Genomic DNA, 18,708 nt, shown 5'->3' with positions numbered 1-18,708 from the left:
CTCACTTTTATAATTTCAATACGTTATTCAAATGAACAACCAGTTGTTTTAAAACATGGTTGCGGGGATCTTCTTTTTCTTGAATTTCGGGCGATAATTGCGCAAATGTTGCGCCATATGATGGCAGATAAAAAATACTATCAAAACCATACACCCCTTGCCCTTGTGGCTGCAAAGCGATCTCTCCAATGAGTTCATGCTGCAATACGACTGGGGTAGGATCTGAAGCATGATTTAGGAAAACCATAGTACAAATAAATTTAGCCACCCGTTGCACTCCAGCCATTCCTTGCAAATCAGTCAGTAATTTGCTCATTGCTTGCTCTTTTGTTTTTCCTTCACCAGCATATCTGTTGGTCCTAACCCCGGGCCTATTTCCTAAGCTAGGAACAAGTAAGCCTGAATCATCAGCAATAGCAGGGAGATGAGTGTGGAAGCAGGCATTTCGCGCCTTAAGCAGAGCATTTTCGATAAAGGTTTCCTTGTCTTCCATAACCTCAGCAATACCGCATGAACCTTGATCTTTAATTCTTATAGGCAAGACTGAGCACACCTTTTTAACAAGCGCAATTTTTGCAGAGTTATTACTGGCAAAAACGATTGAATCCACTTAATGTTCCTCAATCCATTTACCAAACTCATTGCGGATTAACTTGGAATCGGTCTGTCGTTCATCAATGGATGGTTGTTGTTTTCTTTTGGCGCTAAAAAAACGCTCTCGAAGATGTTCTTCATCAGAGTCACTGTAGGTTAGAAAAATAATTGCTCTATTTTCGGCAGTGGTGTTCTCATTGGAGTAGTGAGGAGTAAAACTATCGAATAGGAGAATATCACCTGGTTGCATAAGAACCGTTTCAAAATTCCAAATATTTTTATAATGTTCATCAATAGGTTTTTGGTACTCACTAAACAAACCTTCTTTGTGTTTAGCAGGCGCAAAATATAAAACACCATTATTCACACTGGTCTGGCTTAAACTAATTGCAATCGTTAGGTGCTTAGTACCATAACCTCTTTCCTTCCAACCAGCAGCAGCATCTTGATGTAGCGGGAACGCTTTCATACCCGGCGGCTTAAAATTACATTTATCCTTAAGTAGATTTACGGATTGCCCAAAACAGCTGGCTGCTAGTTGCAACAAGATAGGGCTAGTTAATTGTGATCGGATTTCAGGACTGAGAAACTCCATAAAATATTCAAGGCGATCAAACACAGCACCATCTTGATATCGTATGTATGAGTTAGATGGAGCTTCTGCCTGAGCAAGAGAGTTAATTTCATTGTACAAATTAGTAATGCAAGACTCGGAGAAAAAATGCTTATATGAGATATATCCATATTCATTATATAAAGCAGCAATATTTATTTTATCAAAAACCACATTGATCCATTGCTTTCCCAATGTATCTGTTGCAAAGAAATAAACGACTCGCCACTGAAAATCACCAGAAGCCTGACGGTCTAATAATTGTTTAATAATAGCCAATAATTCATTCGCCTGATAACGGCTGCGATAACGGACCACATCGGTCTTATCTTTCTGCTCTATCCCTTCTTTAGAAAATTCGTGAACGGTTGTGGAAAAATAAACACGTCTCTTTGCATGACTGAGCATTTTGCTAATAATTGCTGACACTTCATTTTTAGGAAATAAATGAATAAATGCTTGCGCAAACACCATATCGACTGATTCACCATGGTATTCATTAAAATTTTTAACTTGAACATGGGCATTGGTTTTAGCTTTTGCATAGCTAACCATCTCAGGAGAGATATCTAAACCTTCCAGATTGTGAAAACCTAGCTCAGTAAAAACAACTAGATTATCGCCATTGGCGCAGCCAACATCGATAATTTTACAGTCTGGGCTCAATTCAGGTAGCTTGTTTTCTCCAGGCAGTTTCGGCCCTAACCAGTGTATTACAAAAGGACCTTGCGTTTTCCCAACAATAAGAGAGTTTATTTCCGTACGTAGAGCATGCATGGACTCTGAAAGCGTATCATAATAACTTGTTAATTGGTTGTAGGAATGCTCATGCAGATTGTAAATATTCATCTAATCTCCTAGGGGTATATTTGTGGTTGGTAATTTGCCTACCAATATAGTACCCACTTAACATAGCCGCTGTAATACCTCGAAATGAACCTACGGCATCTCCAGCCACATAGATAGAATGTTCTGGTATTTTTAATTGCCCATCCACAATTGGATAAGCTCCTACTCCTTCGATGGTCGGACCAATGAGCTCTATACCATCGCTGTTTTCCCTTAAACTAGGAAATCTATTGGCGAGCTCATGAAGTCCTTTCGTAATGTAGATGGCGTATTCTTTAGGAAAATAGCGTTCTAAGCTATGAGGTTCAGCAAAGAGATTCTTTAAGCAAAGAGTGAAGGAATCTGGCAATTTTGGTAAGCGCTGCATACCTGCTAAGCCACCCTCTATACGTGTATTAAATCCAATATTACTCAAATCAGTTGGTTCGCAATCAGAACGTCCCGAATACAAAACAAACTCTTCTGTTCCCGAGTTCACGATTTCCCCTCGTTGGCAAAAACAAAAAGTTCTCCATGATACGGGGGCATCTTGGTCAAAAAAAATGTATTTCGGATCTAAAGTATTTTGCTCAGCAAGAAGTTCATCGAAAAAAGGATGTTGATAATGTCCTTGAATACGAACGCCTACCTCAGTGCGCTGAAATTGATGTGCTACGTGAATAGACAGTTCTTGCATGAGAAGAGGCGACATTTTTCCAGAGGCCCAACAAATTTTATTACAAAAAAGTGGATCGCCATTAGTTACTATTTTATAAGAACCATCATCCATTTGGATAATGTCTATCAATGTAGTATTAAGCTGGATATTATTTTGAAATTCTTTAGTTAGATGGTTAATAAGGTGATATCGGGCGTCTAGTTCAAGATAAAATGAAGGATAATATTTTAAAGACCCACTGGCTTGTATGGCATAATTTGTATGATTCAGATCGATAGGTGGAACATCTCTGTTATATTGAGCAAAAAGTTTAGTTAACCATTGATAGGCTTTATCTAAACTCTCTTTATCTGGTAATTGCCACAGTTTCGACGCCGAGGGGAAAAAACTAAACTTACCATCAGAAAATAAACCTGCTCCTCCCAAACCGGATGAAATCCCTCCGGGAGTAAGCCTATCTCTTTCTGTTAAGGGCTTGCCGCTATCAATAAGAAGAAAGTCGTTGTCCCCTCGAAACGATAAAGCATTGGCAATGGCTAGCCCTGCCGGCCCTCCACCTATTATAAGTGTTTCGTACTTATGCGGCTTCATATTCTAACCAACCTGTATCGAGCTTCTTGTTGGTATCGTAGACAATAAATTCGCTTATTACGCGCTCAATTTCGTAACCTTTACTCTCAATAGCTGCTTTAACTTTTTTTATCTTATCAAAGGAGTTTTGAAAGCCAATGTGATAAGTTCTAGCATTTAAGAATCGTTGATAATCTTTTAGATTGTTACAACTAAAAGGAACACGGATTTGCAGCTCTTCAGTAAGTTGATAGGATAGATTTTTTAATACCTTATCACTCTCTTCAGACATGGGTGCATCTTTAATTTTGATGTGGTATTCAAAATAGGTATCACCTGGGATATTCTTTGCTTCCTCATCAGTTTGCGGCACACCTTCATTAGTAGCAAGGGATTCAAGCTTCAAGCGAATGACCTCAAAATGCTCGTTTAACTTTTTTGCATCTTCAATCATGCGTTCAACAGCAATTTTTGCGTTCGCAACTTTATAATATTTAGTACTTTGTAAAACCGTGGCCATCCCAATTTTTTCAAAATTCAGACCAACATTGAGCGCACGCATTCCATTTTCTTTACAAACTTGCGCAAATTTCACCTGCAACTCTTCGCTAGGATTTAATGGTGCAACAAAAATATGGCATTCAAATGTATCAGAGATTGCAGGCATCAGCTCAGGATTTTTATCCCATGCAAGAACTTGTTGGCTAGCTTCATGGATATGGGCGTTGAGATCAGCTACTGTTGTCATAATCCTTTCATTCCTTAATTGATTATTTCTATGCAGGTTTTTTATACACCTAATCAATTAATATTTCAATAAAAGAAATTCCAAAAAAAGAGCTTTGTTCCATCAGCAACCGCTATTTAAACAAAGATTTCATACTTAAACATGTCATTTCCAAAGAGATTCGATAATGTTAATTAAAACTCATTACTGTTATCATCAGTTTCTCATGGAATAAAGCAAGATAAACAATGATGTTGATTGGATCATAAAAATAAAATATAAAGTGAATAATAATAATTCATTGGTCCGAGACAGGCCCATCAACATGGAAAGATTAAATGAGAGCATTGTTCCATCAGCAATCGCTATTCAAACAGCGGCTTCATAAAAGATATTATTTTGAACTGGTTGCATTATATCTATTAAAGATGACAGATGCCCTGGGAAATCCACTTACACTCTATCAATCAGACTATACAATATTAATCACCTATTTAAAAAACCAAGGCATTTCTGATTTTAGTCAATTGGGAACACTAGAAAAATTAAATCATATTGAGAGAGCACAAGTAAGATTAACTCGATTCTTTTCATCTCAAAACCTTAAGGACTACGAGTTAGATGTCAAATCCACTACTGAAAGCTCATTATCTGAGATTATAAACAAAGGAGGCACCGCCTTATGTAAAGATGGCGAGCAAAATTGTGTGGTGTTATTTGAGGGCCATGTTTATGTTCACCCTAAAATTCGCGCACTCCCAGGGCGTGTCTATCATGAAGTAATGCCTGATTTAGCGAAAGATCCTACTATAAAAAAAGGCGCTATTGGTGTCTATCACTCATCATTTTCTCAAGGGCAGCAGGTTTCATTTGCTGGCTCAATTGTATTCGATAAAAATCTTGGTTGGATACTTGAGAATACTTCCGGTCATTATTTTCCTTCTGCCTACCAAATTAAACCACTCTTAATAGCCTTACAGGAACAAGGAATGGACCTATCAAAACTTACGATCAGACTTTGGACTCTAAAGAAACCAGGTACAATAGCACCTGATTTTAATGAGTCTTACTTTGATGTCCTTATAGAAAATGCCGCCGAGTATATGAAGCGTATGGAACATTCGCAAACGCACTATAGTCATTGATGTCCGCCAGCTGGCTAAGCGTTAAGAGCAGCCTTGGTTTTCATATTTAAAGCCTCAATAATTTCATCTACAGCGGCATCTAAAACTTTAAGTTTATCTGCTTTGGAAGCCCTTTTGTTAACAATATAAACGTCTGAACCACTAGCAGCAGTAGCAGTATACGAAAAAAATCCGGGCCCAACAAAATTTCTCTCTTGTTGAATCACGGTATCTCGTGTTTGGCCACGCTCCTTAACATTTCGTTCAATGCGTCGTATTATAATGTCATTATAAGATTCTGTGGCTACGTTTACACTGAGGCGATCAATTTCTTTTGGTAGCTGCGTTTTAGCAAAATATTGAGCAAAAATCCCTTCGATAATAACGACATCAGCCTTATCAATCATGTCATGCCCTATATGGTTACATGATAAAAATGAAAACTTGGGTTTATTGATTGCTTTACCTTTGCTTAAATTGAGGATGTGTTCTCGCAGTAAGTCAAAATCCATAATATCAGGAGTGTCAAAGTTTGTATGAAGGCGATAATAATCAATAGCCACATCTTCTGGTTTCACAAGAATATAATCATCCATTGTTAGCAGTTGACTGCTGATTCCTAGCTCGCGAAGCTTAAGCAAAAGCCGCTCAGAGACGCTGGTTTTTCCAGAAGCAGATGCGCCTCCAATAAATACAAAAATCATAAGAAAACTCACTTAAATATTATTGTTGATAATATAAAGATAAAGCATTTATATGAGATTTTAAATCAGGTCATTTGAACCACATCATCCTGTGTGCTCATAATCCATGCCCAACCATTTTGGTAGCATTCTTTATGACCTGTTTCATCTAAATGAATCACTGTTTTATTTTGAACTTGGGCTTTAATTTCTTCATGTGCTTGCTCGAGTGACTGACTCACCTTATGCTCAACATTCGACACACTTCCCAGGCAAATGGGCATTAGATAAACATCAGAAAGCCATGCATGAACAAGCGCTTAATCAACCGATATTTACTGGTCAATAAACTCACCATCGCTTGCCTATTGGTCCAAGTCCCTTACGACTCACGCCTGATGGCAAGTTTCCCTGATAGCGACGACGGCATGTTTTACAACGTCCTGTTTGAAGCTGGTATTCGATTACTTCCTAACCTGGTGAGGGTAGTTCAAAAACTTGGTGCCGTTCAAACTGTCCTAAAACATCTAATTCTTTACCACAATCACAATGGCTTTGAGGTGGGCAAACAATCACAGAATTGACTTTATCTATAGGCGCCAATGATCTTTGATGACCTTTATGCCCCAGTTGTCCTCCTCATGGACGAGCACTCTTAGGGTTACTCTGTTTTTTCTTTTTAAGGTCTTGAGATGGAGCAATGAGGACTTCTTGGAGTTGGTATTCAACTGCTCTCTTAATCGAGCATTTTCCTCTTTCAGTAACTTGTTTTCTTCTTTTAACTCAATGATTATTTTTGCTAAATGGCCTATTGTTTCTAATGCTTCTTCCAGATTCTTCGGAGCTAAATTGATTTGGCATAAATCAGTGATAAAATCAGAGTCTTATCTTTTGACTCCTTATAGCAATTTTTGATGATAATAAAAACCCCTCGTCGTAAAAACATCATAGTTTTATATACTTACATGACAGGGGGCGCGAACGATTACGACAAGAGAGAATATTTCTTGTCCCTAGCGCACAAAATGCCTTTTAAATCGCCATGTTGCTAAAGAAATCATGGTAAGGCAATACGCGAGTAGTGGCCATAAATTAGCCCAAATTTCACCAAAATTATTTCCTTTTAGCATAATGCCAAACATAATCTTAAAAAAATGCGTCAATGGCAAAAATAATCCTAAATATTGCGCCCATTCAGGCATTCCAAATATCGGAAAAGTAAATCCAGTTAACAAAATAGAAAAAGCAATAAAAACATTGATCACTTGCACTGCTTCAAACTGGGATGTACAAAAAGTGGCTATAGTTAAACCCAACGACAATTCCGCCACAATATAAGGTAGGGTGCATAAATATAAAAGAAGAGGGGCGCCAATAAACGGAACGTGAAATAAGTAGTAGGACAAGATAAGACCAAAACTTAATTGTAAATAACCAATGAGGATATAAGAAAAAATTTCGCCTAATAAAATTTCTGATGGGCGGGTCGGTGAGGCTAATAAATATTCAATCGTACCACCCTGAACGTCTCTAAATGCCACAACCACGGTTATCAGCAGCATCGTTAACATGAGCACCAAGCCTATCATCCCGGGAACTACATAAAATTGAGTTACGCGATCCGGATCAAATAATCGGTGGTTTATGATTTGAAAATCAGGCCTCTGCAAGGGAATATTAATATCCTTTTGGCCCATTTTCTCTATACCCATTTTCTTTATAAATGATGATTTCAATCCCGCCAAAGCAATGATAGCCCTACCTGAGGCAATAGCATCGATACTGCCATCTTCCAATAAAAGAGCTGGATTTTGGTTTCGATGAAGTGCTTTGGTAAAGTTGACAGGAATAGTCAATACCAGGATAGCCTTCCCTGTCTTCAATAAATGATAGGCTGATTCTGAATCGTTCGTCGAAGCCACAATTGAAAAATACCCTGTATTTTGTATCTCTCGAACCAGTTCACGTGTTACATCCGTATTATCCAAATTGATTAACACCGTAGGAACTTTTTGAGGATAGGTGTTTATGGCATACCCGGCTATACAAACTAAAATCAAAGGTAAGATTGCCATAATCACGATAGTAGCAGGATCACGTTTCATCAATAGGAATTCTTTGCGGATGATAGCCCACAAACGTTGCATTGAAAAATGACGCTTCACTTTGGATTCCCTTCTTTCATAATTTTATAAATGAAAGCGTCTTCTAAAGTAGTATCTATTTTTTTGATTTCATAATTGTTCAACACGAAAGGATCCAATACTTGATATATATCATCAACTATTGAGCTGATGCGCATTTCATTACCCTTTTCAATCATTTGAATAGCGGGGTTATTTAATAATATGTCCTTTAATCTGGAGAAACTCTCACCTTTAACAACCCAGGAGTGCAAGCCTGTCGATTGAATAATTTCAATCACTGAGCCACGTGCTATGATTTCTCCGGCGGACATATAAACCAATTGATGGCATCTTTCTGCCTCATCCATATGCTGCGTGCTGAGTAAAACAGTAACTCCTTTGGATACTATACTTTGTATATGCTCCCAAATTAACAAACGCGATTGTGGATCAATGCCTGAAGTTGGCTCGTCTAACAAAAGTAGACGAGGCTTATGCAACAAAGCAGCCGCTAATGCCACCCGCTGCTTCCAACCTCCTGATAAAGTAGCAGTAATACGTTTTTGGTTGTCACTTAAGGCCAGTAATTCAATGATTTCCTTCAGTCTCTCTTTCTTGTTTTTTAATTGATATATTCTTGCGATAAAATCCAGATTTTCATAAACAGTCAGGTTTTGATAGAGGCAAAAATTTTGTGGCATATAGCCAATTTGAGCCTGTATCAACTTGGTTTGAGTCATTAAATCGAGATTCAGACATCTACCCTGGCCTTTATCGGGAATTATTAATCCACTTAATAATCGTAAAATGGTCGTTTTACCACTACCGTTTGGCCCTAAAAAACCAAAAATTGTCCCTTCCTCGATTTGCAAATTCAAGTTCACTACTGCGTTGATTCCATTAAATGATTTTGCTAATCCGGACACATCGATAATAATTTGCTTTGAGTTCCATTTACTCATAATTGACTTCCACAGGCTGACCTATTTTTAGTAAATCCCTTAATCCCTGAGATAGATCCGCCTTTACTTTGTATACTAATTTATAACGATTTTTTTCACTAAAAATAACATCAGGAGTATATTCAGCCTGATTGGATATAAAGCTTATTTTGCCTGAATATTTTTTTTCATTAAGCAAAATTCGAACTTTTTTACCTAATTTAATTTTTTCCAAATGGCTTTCGGGAACATAAAACAAGATTTTCATTTGAGAAGGCAGAGAGAGACTCGCAATAGGGGAATTAGGAGGTACGTACTCATCCTTTAAATAATAACGTTCAGTCATAACAGAGTCTGCGGGCGCTTTGATTGAATTTACCCCATCAAGGGTTACAATTTTATCCTCTTTATGCAGTAATTGACCTTCATCAGCATACCATTCTTTTATGTATCCACCATCCGGGCTTGACACAATAAATAACTGAGATTCAACATAGCTTGTCGTTTGATACGGTGATTTTTCTTTTTTACAACCTTGCAATGTGCAGCAAATTAATACAACCAGGATTGCAATCCCTATTCTCATACCTCTTATCCTTTTGTCATCAGTATTAGTTATACTATCAGCAAAGCAATAACGATCGGGATATCCACTATTGGGTAAATCTCTCATCCAGCCAATCAAAAATAACTTGCTGAAACTGACCATTAGCATCTGCTTCACAATGCATACCAGCCCCCAGTTTGGCATCAAACATCACATAGGTTTTTTCACAACGCAAAGCTTCATATAGCGTACTCCCACGATTGGATATCCTGTCGCTTGGATTATCGCAGACTAGTGTGGGACAAGTGATCTCTTGCACCCTATCAACAAAGGTGTATGCAGATAATGCCTGCAAATAGTCAAAAGGAGTAACCAAGCCGTGTGTATACATTCTTGATTTGAAATAAAATTCTTTCATTGGATTTTCTGAGAACAATTGATAAAAACAGGCATTAAGTTCATCAGCTTTTCCTTCTTTTAATAACATCATAAGGTTTGGAGGTAGCATTTTATTGAGTGAGCCTGCAATATCCATCTGTCCTGGATCACAAATTAATGCAGCTAATCGTTTTTCACTACAGGCCGCCCTTGGTGCTAGATAACCGCCAAAACTTCTGCCAATGAGCACATAACTGGAAGTCCCCAGTTCACTTTGTTCATCCAGCCAGTCCACAACCTGAGAAATAACATGTTCGAAATCAGCTCTCATATACAGCTTTTGTCGACGCAAAACATGCCCTTGTCCCGGACCATCGAAAATCAAAATATGATACCCATGTAAAAGCGCAGCAGGAACGAGAGCATAATTTTCTTCAAAAGTACTGTCATATCCTCCAGGTACTATCAAAGTTGCTTTGGGAGATTGATCGCTGAAAAATAAATAACCGCTCAATGTTTGATCATCATAAGGGATCCATATTTTTTGAGATCCAGGATGCAATCGATGCATTGCTCGTTCAAAACAAAACTGCAATTGATCAAAACAAGGAATCACACGCGGATCATCAGGATTGGCACGTAAAAAAAACTCACTTGCACGGTAATATTCTGCAGCACGCAGATAAGCGTATGCTGCTGTTATAAAATGATTGGCCTCCCAACTGTTATTGGCTTTGGTTTTAAGTGTATTTGCCATCTCATACCATGCCTTATACCAACTGTCCCCATCTTTATCAGTGATTTTGGACAAGGTTGCATAACATTCACCAACATCAGCACACTGCACATAACATTTACCAAGAGTTCTTAAAAACTGTCCAAAAAATTCATCACTGAAAATTCCTTTTTTTTGATACATATCATAATAATTAGCATACATAACAGTATAAAAATTCCCTAAAAATTACAGAGTAACTGAAAGTAAAATGGATTGCCATGTGCCAGAGTATATTACGCGCAGGGCTATGAATTATCCTAAATGATATTAGGACAGACTTACGAAAACCCCAAGGTCAAGGCAAAAAATGTTTTTAATGAGGGAGTTTAGATAAACTAAATCACTGAATTAAAAACATTTTTTAACGACGAGATTGGGTGGGTTGCAAGTCTGTAGGATTCATTTTCAAGGGAGTGCTGTCTAAACACCATCTAATACCGATAAAGATCTTTGCAAACTGAAGACACTGCGTTTTGCATTTCGTCATCATTAATAACATCTGGCTGCACAATTTTCTGATGCATCAAATAATGAAAATACTTATAAGCTTTCTTTAAAGTTGTGAATTGAGATTTCGTTAATACATTCGATAAAAACAAATGCTTAAGTTGGTTTAGTGTATTGGTATAACTTGAAAATTTGGGATCCCTAAGATTCAATATAAGAAATTGAACCAAAAATTCCAGATCCAATAATCCGCCCCGAGCTAGCTTTACTTCATCTGACTCTTGAAATTGATCGATTTTAGATCGCATGGTTAATACGTCCCTTTGCAATAATTTACTATCTCTCTCTAGCAACAGGACTGATTTTTTTAGTTGGGAAAACTGATTTTTGATTTTTGAATTTCCCGATAATATCCTCGCCTTTAACAAAGCTTGATGTTCCCATGTCCAAGCTTGTGTTTTTTGATACTCAACAAAAGCATCCACATGACTGACTAACAAGCCTGCAGCACCAGAGGGTCTTAAACGAGTATCAACGTGATACAAAACCCCCATTTGAGTACGAGTAGTCAGCATATGCAATATTTTTTGTGTTAATCGGGTCACTAAAGCTTCTTCAGATGGTTTGGCAGAATGTAAAAAGACCAAATCGAGATCAGACGCATAACTCATCTCTCGACTGCCCAGTTTTCCATAAGCAATAATGGCAAATCGCGATTGAATTTCAGCTATTTCAGGGTGACGGCCACATAACTGTTTGCTTGCAATAATTAAAACTTGACTGACAATGACTTGCGCCACATCAGATAGAAATTTCCCAATGCGCACAGCGTCACATAATCCATACAATTCCGCTCTGGCAGCCACCATCCAATTCGTTAATTTAAACTGACGCAGGATTTCCTCATGCACTTCCACATCATTAGTATGCTCTAATTTTTCAACTATTGTCTGTTCCATTTGGGATAATGAATCAGGATGCCAATCCTTTTCCTGCTCCAACAAGATTTCCAACAAAAAAGGTTGGCTAACAAACAGGGAAGAAATAAAAGGACTATTCACAAACCAAAATAATAATTCTCTTAGCGCATGGGGGTTTTCAGTGAGTAAAGCCAGGTAAGCGCTTCGCCCCACAATATTTTCAAGCAAATGAATTACTTGTAATAAAACCTCATCCGTTTTAGGGCAGTAAGTCAATTCTGTAAGTAATAAAACCATAAAACGATCAAGGCGAATGCGAGCGCCCTGTGATAATCTTCTGCACCGTGGTCCATGTCGAAAAGCATGGAGCATTTGGTAACAATGTTGTGCATTTTCATACCCTAAACTAATCAATAAATTCACTGCCATATTACTTTCAACATGACCTTGCCAAAGGCTAAATAATTGATTGTTTAACAATCTCTTTTCGTCTTCATAATCATCAACCTTGCCAAGAATGGAATGAAAGAAATTACTAACAATTCGTTGATATTGTTGTAATTTATTGAAAAATTGTTCCCAGTCAGTGAATCCCATGGCATAAACTATCTGCGCTTTTTTTAACTGGTCTTCAGGTAGAGAATGGGTTTGTTGATCGTTCAAACTCTGTAGAACATTTTCCAATTTTCTCAAAAAAAGATACGCTTGTTTTAAAGCATCACACCTGGGTAGTAATTTCTCCTTTTTTATCACAGCCAGTGCTAACATGGCATTTTGAACTTGCAATTGAGGTAATCTGCCTCCGCGAATTAATTGAACATTCTGAATAATAAACTCTATTTCCCTAATACCACCCCGGCCTCGTTTAATATCATTCAATAAGGGGTTAAGTTGCACCTCACGCTCGATCATTGCCTTCATCCCTCGCAAGGACTCTATCACTCCAAAGTCCACATACCTCCTGTAAACAAACGGGATGATTAAACGCTCAAACCATGGAAATGGTTCATTCAAAGACTCAGCAATAACTCGCGCTTTAACCATGGCATAACGTTCCCAATCACGTCCCTGTTCCTGGTAATAGGTTTCCATAGCTGCAAAACTGGAAACCAATGGACCACTATCTCCATTAGGTCGTAATCTTAAATCCACTCTAAATACAAAACCATCAGGCGTCACACTCTGTAATAAATGAACAAAAGTTTGCACCATCTTGCTAAAATAATGCTGATTGGTAATCTGCTCCTCACCATCAGTGCAGCCAACTTCATTGAAGGCAAAAATCAAATCAATATCGGACGAATAATTAAGTTCTCTTCCCCCAAGTTTCCCCATGGCAAGAGCATACAATTGAATCTCTCTACCCTCACTGTTTCTGGGAACCCCGTAACGACTCAACACGGTAAATCCAATATATTTTAAAGTATGCAAGATGATAGAGTCTGCCAGATCAGACCAAGATTGCATAACCTCTTGAGTAGAAGCCAAACCGGCTATTTCAAGTAATAACAACCGCAAAAAATGGGTATGGCGAAACCGACGCAATTCCTGCGTATACTGGGCTTGAGATAATTGCAGGCTGATTTGCTGAATGGCATAAAAATAGCTTTCGCGAGACCATAAGGAACAGCAGGAATCACTTTCTAAAAGAGAGACCAATAATCTAATTTGTCTGCAGACATAGTCACTTACCAATATCAACTTTTCGGCACTTTCTTTCAATGGATGGTGCAAAGGAGCAACGTATTTTTCAATTAACCAGGATTTTGTAGAAATCAATGTTTCAATATCGCTTTGTGGAGACATAAAATATACTATTCTTAATATAAAAACCTAAACATATCATAGGATTAATCAATTAATTTTACATTTAATACTTTAAAACTCCTATTGGACGTTATACTCTTATAAAAGACTCTAATAATATTTTAGTGAAGATACCAATGAAATTTATTCAGGGATTATTGCTTTCTTTCTTTTTTCTAGTTTCACCTCTCCACGCTCAAAACGAGCCTATACCTTTAATAGTAGGTGTAGGAGGCTTTTACCCTCCCTTTATTATGCAAGGAACAAATAATGAGCTTTTTGGCTATGATATCGCTACCATGACAGAACTGTGTAAGATAATGAAACGCCAATGTAATTTTCGAGTCATGCGATTCAGACAACTAATTCCTGCTCTGATTGACAAACAAATTGATGCAGCGATCAGCGCCATGTCTATTACTTCAGAACGCGCAAATTTGATAAATTTCAGCATGCCCTATTTATTGAGTTACTCCAGGTTTCTTACAAATAAGATACACGATACTCATCAACCGTTTAGTTTAATACTCTTAAAAGGTAAACGAATCGGTGTGGAACAAAATACTGTATTTAGCCAGGAAATCAGAAGGATGGGGATAATAGATCCCGTCATAGTGGAATTTGACAGAACTGAAGAAATGCTCGAGGCATTGAGTACAAATGAAATTGATTTTGTTCTAATGGATAATCCTGCTGCTTTATACTGGTCAGCCAATTCATCTGGGAGACTTTTGGTGACTGGCAGTCCCATGTTGATTGGTTATGGTTTGGGGATTGCAGTCAATCGGGAAAACTCCCAATTACTCAAATCTCTAAATGACGCCTTGGTAGAATACCAGCGTTCTGACAAATACAAGGAAATTTACAATAAATACATGATGAATTTTTAAGCTTGCTATGGTTAGGGCAATTGCTACAAAAATTGCTCTTAGTCATTCATCAATAGCTGAATAATTATTTTAAGGCTTAATAAGCCAGCACCCTGATATTTAACTATCCTGTAAGGGTTGGATCTGAGTCCAGGTTGGATGAAAATAATCATGAAAAAGCAAAGCATAGATGACTATGTGGGCATTTCGAAGGATTATTTTCTTTCAATATAAACCCAATACGGCCATTCCAATTGAATGGCTCATCTCTAGCTTTTAATGCAGAGTTTGACCTTGAGTAATGCAGCGACTAATCACCTGCCTGGTAACGTAATCACCCTGACTAACTCCATATAAAGAAGTAAAATGTTTTGCCAAAATAACTACCCAACCAGATAAACGGAAATTCATGCGTTTTTCATTTTGATCAACGACAATCTCAAAAAGACCTAATGAATCACTATCACGTTCATTAGCATACTCTTCCATTATGACTCGCGCCGTTTGCAAATCTTTATCTCTGGTAGGCCAATTTTGACTCATAAGACACTCCCTAAAAACATGAGTAAGACTGTTGTTACTTCTACAACATGGAGGCAATTTTCAAAATTGCAAGTTGTGAAATAAATAAATATTATCTCATAAAGTGATTAAATACTCAATATTGCGGTTAATTTTTACACTGAATTAAAAACATTAATGGTTTAAAATACCCATTGAAAATAGCTTTCTCCAAGACCATTGCGTTCGAAACTTCTCAAGAGTACATTAATATATCATTAAATCTTTGGCATAGTTTTTTACTCGCTCAATACAACTTCAAATCGGATAAAAAAATATCATGCATAAAATCATAAATGGTGCTATGACAGGTATTGGCCTAAGAGCGCCACATTATGCCCAAATATTAGAGGAAAAGCCTGATATTGATTGGCTGGAAGTACATACAGAAAATTTCTTAGCCGAGGGTGGGCCTTTACTAGAGCTTCTAGATTCTATAAGCCAACATTATCCACTGAGCTTTCATGGAATCGGGCTATCTTTAGGGTCTGCTGAGGGAGTCTGTATAGCGCATTTAAATCGCATTAAAACTCTCATTGACCGCTTTCAACCAGCTTTGCTCTCTGATCATTTATCCTGGAGCACCATCGGAAACACCTATTTACCCGATTTATTACCTATTCCCTATAACGAGGAAAGTTTAACTATTATTAGCAATAATATTGATAAAGTACAAAATTATTTAAAGAGAACCTTATTAATAGAAAACCCCTCTTCTTATTTGGAATATCAGACTTCATCGTATTCAGAGCCCGATTTTTTAGCAGAAATAATCAAGAGTACTGAAGCCAGGCTCTTATTGGATATAAATAATATCTATGTTTCCTGTTCTAATAACAAACAAGATCCTTATCAATATATCCAAAGAATCCCGCATGAAGCAGTACAAGAAATTCATTTGGCCGGCCATTCCATTGTCTATCAGGACAATACGAATTTCTTGCAGATAGACACACATAATAATTATGTGTGTCCCGAGGTATGGGATTTGTATCGATATGCAATAAATTATACAGGTCTTGTTCCCACGTTGTTAGAATGGGATACAGAAATCCCCTCGTTAGATATTTTATTAAATGAAGCCAGGAAATCTACCTGTTATGCCTACAATTAAACAAATACAGGAATCTTTTCTAAACACGTTATTCAATCAACAAGATACTGCCATTTTTGAGTACTTTTGCCCTAACGAAATTACTAATGAATTCCGTTTCGACATTTATCGTAATACCATTTTGCAGAATCTGCGTCATTCACTCGAAATTACTTTTCCAGCCATTTGGAAATTGGTTGGCAAAGGATGTGCGGATGGTTTGGCATTACACTTTATCCAGGATAAAAATAATTTGCCAACAACTAATTGTTTGGATGATTGGGGCGAAAAATTTCCTCTGTTTTTAAAAAATAATCCAACCGTTAGCCATCTTCTTTATTTGAAAGATATCGCAGAAATAGAATGGTTAAAGCATTTAAGCTATTGCTCGCGGGATTATCCTGTTTTTTATCCCAGAATACTGCAAAACCACTTAAATGAGCGAGTAGAAAAATTAATTTTGCTATTTAATCCTTCCGTGTTTTTATACTCATCCTCTTATTACTTAAAAAGTATTTTTGACCTGATAGAAAATCCCCAGGAAACAGATTCCATTGATTTTCAACAAATACCAAGTTACGTAGTGATATCTCGTCAAAATGATCAAATAATTACTCATTGGATTATTGAAGACTTGTTTCAATTCTTATGCCATATAAAAGCAGGAATCTCACTAGGGAGCGCCTACGAAAATGTTCTGGAAAATAACCCTGATTTTGATTTGCTCACTGCATTACAATTTTTACTAAGGAATGAACTATTAGAAGATTGTTTTATTAATTCCAATTATCATATGAGCCACACTAACAACTGTCCTGAATGACAGTGATGATAAGAGCACGTTATTTTGCCAAAACCACTAAATCCAATGCTTCTCCCACACCACCTACATTTCTTGCATTCAATTCCTTTTTAGGTATCTTGTTCTCATAACCTTGCTTCATCGCTTCTAGAAATGTATCCCGGGTGGTCAAAGCTTGGGTCTTTTCTTCTTTATTATGTTTTTCAAGCTTCGCAGCCAAATTGGCAGCTTCCCCAATTACGGTATATTCCAAACGATTTTCATAACCAATGACACCAACAACCACTTCACCTGAAGCAAGACCAATTCCTACACCAACCACTATCTGTTCTTCTTTACGGCGATTTTCACTCCATACGTCTACCGATGCGACAATTTCATCCACAGTCCTTAATGCATCTGCCGCATAAGTATTGGAAGGGGTCACAGCGCCAAAACTTGCCAAAATACCATCTCCCATGAACTTATCAATGCTGCCATTATTCTTTTGAATAATCGGAACCAGTAAACGTTGGTATTCCGCTAACAGTCCGATTAATTCACTGGGAGACAGTTTCACCGATGCTTTGGTAAATCCTCGCATATCAATAAACATAATTGCAGCCTGACGAAGCTCACCATATCCAGCTTGTAATGACTTTTCAGATGTTGTTATCTTTTCGACCACACTTGTATCAAAAAACCGTGATAAATCTTTTGCAGCGCTAGTTTGTTCCACTGCTTGAAACAGAGTGTGTTTCGCTCGCATCAACACCAGGGCAATGATGGTAGTAACCAGTAAAACGGACAATATGACATCAAATACAGCTCCCAAATAGACACTCCGAGTTGATGCGAATGTCACATAATCCCATGTAATAACATTCATACCTGAACTGGATAAAGTTTGCCAGGCAATAATTCCCCAGCCAAGAGCCGCAGTGAAGCCAGAGAGAATTACCCATACTGGTTCAAATCGAAGCGCACGCAAAGCAATTAAAACATAAACATAGTTAATATGCGGATTTTTAAGATTAATGGTAGGTGTGGTTTCGAACTGCAAATAATAAGTCCAAATAATAAATAATAACAAAGCCATTTCGGCAACGATAAAAAATCCCAAGAATACTGGATTTAATTGATTAGTATAGACAAACCACAGCCTTAGTAATATCAAAATAGCAAATAGCCATAAGCCTAGAGATGAAGACTGCACCGGCGCACCAGGCGAATAGCCAGCTGAAGAAAATATATTGATAATGCTTAATAATACAATGACACCCAACTGCACACCGGCAACCAATAGTTCACCAGTGTATTGTTGGGCTTCTATCTCTTTCCTGATGCGAAGCGGTAACTTAGAGTAACTATCCACTCCTTCCCCCCACTATGCGTTCGCATAACCCTTTAGGTAACATGATAAATGCTTCAGGGTCACGATCGGCCGTTGATTGCGCAGCACAAGAATGCTGGGAAGTAGCGCAATCATTTTTGCCCGCTCTCGCCACATTATAGCAACGCTCTCTTTTTACCGTGATTTCATCTGATGAAAGCCAATCTGTATAGGTATATATAGAAGCAAGAGCAGCTCCCAAAGCAGCTGCTATGACGGCCGTGTTTTGTATCGGACGTTTATTCATATG

General features: G+C 37.6%; 19 protein-coding genes. 5 read left to right on the top strand and 14 right to left on the bottom strand.

The window, feature by feature from the left end:
• Positions 1 to 7: 7 nt before the first annotated feature.
• From OQI99_RS00240 to OQI99_RS00225, 4 genes are read right to left on the bottom strand one after another with little or no spacing between them, the layout of a single operon-like run.
• Positions 8 to 610, bottom strand: a complete 603-nt coding sequence (locus OQI99_RS00240) for a non-canonical purine NTP pyrophosphatase (protein ID WP_265730996.1) — start codon at positions 608 to 610, stop codon at positions 8 to 10.
• Positions 611 to 2,056 (bottom strand): phytanoyl-CoA dioxygenase family protein, encoded by a 1,446-nt coding sequence (locus OQI99_RS00235; RefSeq protein ID WP_265730995.1) that lies wholly within the window; start codon positions 2,054 to 2,056, stop codon positions 611 to 613. It abuts the gene before it with no gap.
• Positions 2,034 to 3,305 (bottom strand): hypothetical protein, encoded by a 1,272-nt coding sequence (locus OQI99_RS00230; RefSeq protein ID WP_265730994.1) that lies wholly within the window; start codon positions 3,303 to 3,305, stop codon positions 2,034 to 2,036. The genes OQI99_RS00235 and OQI99_RS00230 overlap by 23 nt, the downstream gene beginning before the upstream one ends.
• Positions 3,292 to 4,032, bottom strand: coding sequence for a hypothetical protein (locus tag OQI99_RS00225; protein ID WP_061513899.1), 741 nt, complete (start codon positions 4,030 to 4,032; stop codon positions 3,292 to 3,294). The genes OQI99_RS00230 and OQI99_RS00225 overlap by 14 nt, the downstream gene beginning before the upstream one ends.
• Before the next feature lie 317 nt (positions 4,033 to 4,349).
• Here OQI99_RS00225 and OQI99_RS00220 point away from each other — a divergent pair, with 317 nt between their 5' ends.
• Complete coding sequence (locus OQI99_RS00220) at positions 4,350 to 5,156, top strand: hypothetical protein (RefSeq protein ID WP_265730993.1); 807 nt, start codon at positions 4,350 to 4,352, stop codon at positions 5,154 to 5,156.
• 14 nt (positions 5,157 to 5,170) lie between these two features.
• Here OQI99_RS00220 and OQI99_RS00215 read toward each other — a convergent pair whose 3' ends face one another.
• Positions 5,171 to 5,839 carry a uridine kinase family protein gene (locus OQI99_RS00215; protein ID WP_265730992.1) on the bottom strand — a complete coding sequence of 223 codons (669 nt, stop codon included), beginning with the start codon at positions 5,837 to 5,839 and terminating at the stop codon, positions 5,171 to 5,173.
• A 65-nt stretch (positions 5,840 to 5,904) separates the two neighbouring features.
• Positions 5,905 to 6,102: an IS66 family transposase gene (locus OQI99_RS00210; protein ID WP_265730991.1), complete on the bottom strand. Its 198-nt coding sequence runs from the start codon at positions 6,100 to 6,102 to the stop codon at positions 5,905 to 5,907.
• 24 nt (positions 6,103 to 6,126) lie between these two features.
• Here OQI99_RS00210 and OQI99_RS00205 point away from each other — a divergent pair, with 24 nt between their 5' ends.
• Positions 6,127 to 6,402: a hypothetical protein gene (locus OQI99_RS00205; protein ID WP_265730990.1), complete on the top strand. Its 276-nt coding sequence runs from the start codon at positions 6,127 to 6,129 to the stop codon at positions 6,400 to 6,402.
• Positions 6,403 to 6,831: 429 nt separating this feature from the next.
• Here the strand turns inward: OQI99_RS00205 and OQI99_RS00200 are convergent, their stop codons facing one another.
• The 5 genes from OQI99_RS00200 to glnE all read right to left on the bottom strand — a co-directional run bounded on the left by OQI99_RS00200 (position 6,832) and on the right by glnE (position 13,761).
• Positions 6,832 to 7,983 carry an ABC transporter permease gene (locus OQI99_RS00200; RefSeq protein ID WP_265730989.1) on the bottom strand — a complete coding sequence of 384 codons (1,152 nt, stop codon included), beginning with the start codon at positions 7,981 to 7,983 and terminating at the stop codon, positions 6,832 to 6,834.
• Positions 7,980 to 8,906, bottom strand: coding sequence for an ABC transporter ATP-binding protein (locus tag OQI99_RS00195; RefSeq protein WP_265730988.1), 927 nt, complete (start codon positions 8,904 to 8,906; stop codon positions 7,980 to 7,982). Before OQI99_RS00195 ends, OQI99_RS00200 begins: the two co-directional genes overlap by 4 nt.
• On the bottom strand, positions 8,899 to 9,558 hold the full coding sequence (locus OQI99_RS00190) for an HlyD family secretion protein (RefSeq protein ID WP_265730987.1): 660 nt from the start codon (positions 9,556 to 9,558) through the stop codon (positions 8,899 to 8,901). Before OQI99_RS00190 ends, OQI99_RS00195 begins: the two co-directional genes overlap by 8 nt.
• Positions 9,539 to 10,750 carry an alpha/beta hydrolase family protein gene (locus OQI99_RS00185; RefSeq protein WP_265730986.1) on the bottom strand — a complete coding sequence of 404 codons (1,212 nt, stop codon included), beginning with the start codon at positions 10,748 to 10,750 and terminating at the stop codon, positions 9,539 to 9,541. Before OQI99_RS00185 ends, OQI99_RS00190 begins: the two co-directional genes overlap by 20 nt.
• A gap of 269 nt (positions 10,751 to 11,019) precedes the next feature.
• A complete protein-coding gene (glnE, locus tag OQI99_RS00180) occupies positions 11,020 to 13,761 on the bottom strand; it encodes a bifunctional [glutamate--ammonia ligase]-adenylyl-L-tyrosine phosphorylase/[glutamate--ammonia-ligase] adenylyltransferase (protein WP_265730985.1) in 2,742 nt (913 codons plus the stop codon).
• A 137-nt stretch (positions 13,762 to 13,898) separates the two neighbouring features.
• Between glnE and OQI99_RS00175 the strand changes: the two genes are divergently transcribed.
• Positions 13,899 to 14,651, top strand: a complete 753-nt coding sequence (locus OQI99_RS00175) for a transporter substrate-binding domain-containing protein (protein ID WP_265730984.1) — start codon at positions 13,899 to 13,901, stop codon at positions 14,649 to 14,651.
• Positions 14,652 to 14,906: 255 nt separating this feature from the next.
• On the opposite strand, the gene OQI99_RS00170 is transcribed toward OQI99_RS00175, so the two are convergent.
• Positions 14,907 to 15,173: a hypothetical protein gene (locus OQI99_RS00170; RefSeq protein WP_010946414.1), complete on the bottom strand. Its 267-nt coding sequence runs from the start codon at positions 15,171 to 15,173 to the stop codon at positions 14,907 to 14,909.
• Between the two features lie 298 nt (positions 15,174 to 15,471).
• Here OQI99_RS00170 and OQI99_RS00165 point away from each other — a divergent pair, with 298 nt between their 5' ends.
• A complete protein-coding gene (locus tag OQI99_RS00165; RefSeq protein ID WP_265730983.1) occupies positions 15,472 to 16,305 on the top strand; it encodes a DUF692 domain-containing protein in 834 nt (277 codons plus the stop codon).
• Entirely contained in the window at positions 16,292 to 17,107 is an 816-nt protein-coding gene (locus OQI99_RS00160) for a DNA-binding domain-containing protein (protein WP_265730982.1), read from the top strand. Before OQI99_RS00165 ends, OQI99_RS00160 begins: the two co-directional genes overlap by 14 nt.
• 19 nt (positions 17,108 to 17,126) lie before the next feature.
• Here the strand turns inward: OQI99_RS00160 and OQI99_RS00155 are convergent, their stop codons facing one another.
• Both OQI99_RS00155 and OQI99_RS00150 read right to left on the bottom strand, forming a co-directional pair.
• The gene (locus OQI99_RS00155; protein WP_265730981.1) at positions 17,127 to 18,440 is read right to left on the bottom strand and encodes an adenylate/guanylate cyclase domain-containing protein; all 1,314 of its coding nucleotides are present in this window, start codon (positions 18,438 to 18,440) and stop codon (positions 17,127 to 17,129) included.
• Positions 18,433 to 18,705, bottom strand: a complete 273-nt coding sequence (locus tag OQI99_RS00150) for a DUF2282 domain-containing protein (protein WP_011213259.1) — start codon at positions 18,703 to 18,705, stop codon at positions 18,433 to 18,435. Before OQI99_RS00150 ends, OQI99_RS00155 begins: the two co-directional genes overlap by 8 nt.
• Positions 18,706 to 18,708 lie beyond the last annotated feature (3 nt).

The organism is Legionella sp. PATHC039 (genome assembly GCF_026191275.1).
Classification (GTDB): Bacteria; Pseudomonadota; Gammaproteobacteria; order Legionellales; family Legionellaceae; genus Legionella; species Legionella pneumophila.
Note: the sequence above shows the minus strand (reverse complement) of the source record. Positions and strands in the feature narration are given on the sequence as shown.

Coding starts and splice junctions, on each gene's coding strand:
- OQI99_RS00175 (WP_265730984.1), top strand. CDS start 13,899: ATGAAATTTATTCAGGGATTATTGCTTTCTTTCTTTTTTCTAGTTTCA.
- OQI99_RS00230 (WP_265730994.1), bottom strand. CDS start 3,305: ATGAAGCCGCATAAGTACGAAACACTTATAATAGGTGGAGGGCCGGCA.
- OQI99_RS00190 (WP_265730987.1), bottom strand. CDS start 9,558: ATGAGAGATTTACCCAATAGTGGATATCCCGATCGTTATTGCTTTGCT.
- OQI99_RS00170 (WP_010946414.1), bottom strand. CDS start 15,173: ATGAGTCAAAATTGGCCTACCAGAGATAAAGATTTGCAAACGGCGCGA.
- OQI99_RS00215 (WP_265730992.1), bottom strand. CDS start 5,839: ATGATTTTTGTATTTATTGGAGGCGCATCTGCTTCTGGAAAAACCAGC.
- OQI99_RS00185 (WP_265730986.1), bottom strand. CDS start 10,750: ATGTATGCTAATTATTATGATATGTATCAAAAAAAAGGAATTTTCAGT.
- glnE (WP_265730985.1), bottom strand. CDS start 13,761: ATGTCTCCACAAAGCGATATTGAAACATTGATTTCTACAAAATCCTGG.
- OQI99_RS00210 (WP_265730991.1), bottom strand. CDS start 6,102: ATGCCCATTTGCCTGGGAAGTGTGTCGAATGTTGAGCATAAGGTGAGT.
- OQI99_RS00235 (WP_265730995.1), bottom strand. CDS start 2,056: ATGAATATTTACAATCTGCATGAGCATTCCTACAACCAATTAACAAGT.
- OQI99_RS00195 (WP_265730988.1), bottom strand. CDS start 8,906: ATGAGTAAATGGAACTCAAAGCAAATTATTATCGATGTGTCCGGATTA.
- OQI99_RS00225 (WP_061513899.1), bottom strand. CDS start 4,032: ATGACAACAGTAGCTGATCTCAACGCCCATATCCATGAAGCTAGCCAA.
- OQI99_RS00150 (WP_011213259.1), bottom strand. CDS start 18,705: ATGAATAAACGTCCGATACAAAACACGGCCGTCATAGCAGCTGCTTTG.
- OQI99_RS00220 (WP_265730993.1), top strand. CDS start 4,350: ATGAGAGCATTGTTCCATCAGCAATCGCTATTCAAACAGCGGCTTCAT.
- OQI99_RS00160 (WP_265730982.1), top strand. CDS start 16,292: ATGCCTACAATTAAACAAATACAGGAATCTTTTCTAAACACGTTATTC.
- OQI99_RS00165 (WP_265730983.1), top strand. CDS start 15,472: ATGCATAAAATCATAAATGGTGCTATGACAGGTATTGGCCTAAGAGCG.
- OQI99_RS00205 (WP_265730990.1), top strand. CDS start 6,127: ATGAACAAGCGCTTAATCAACCGATATTTACTGGTCAATAAACTCACC.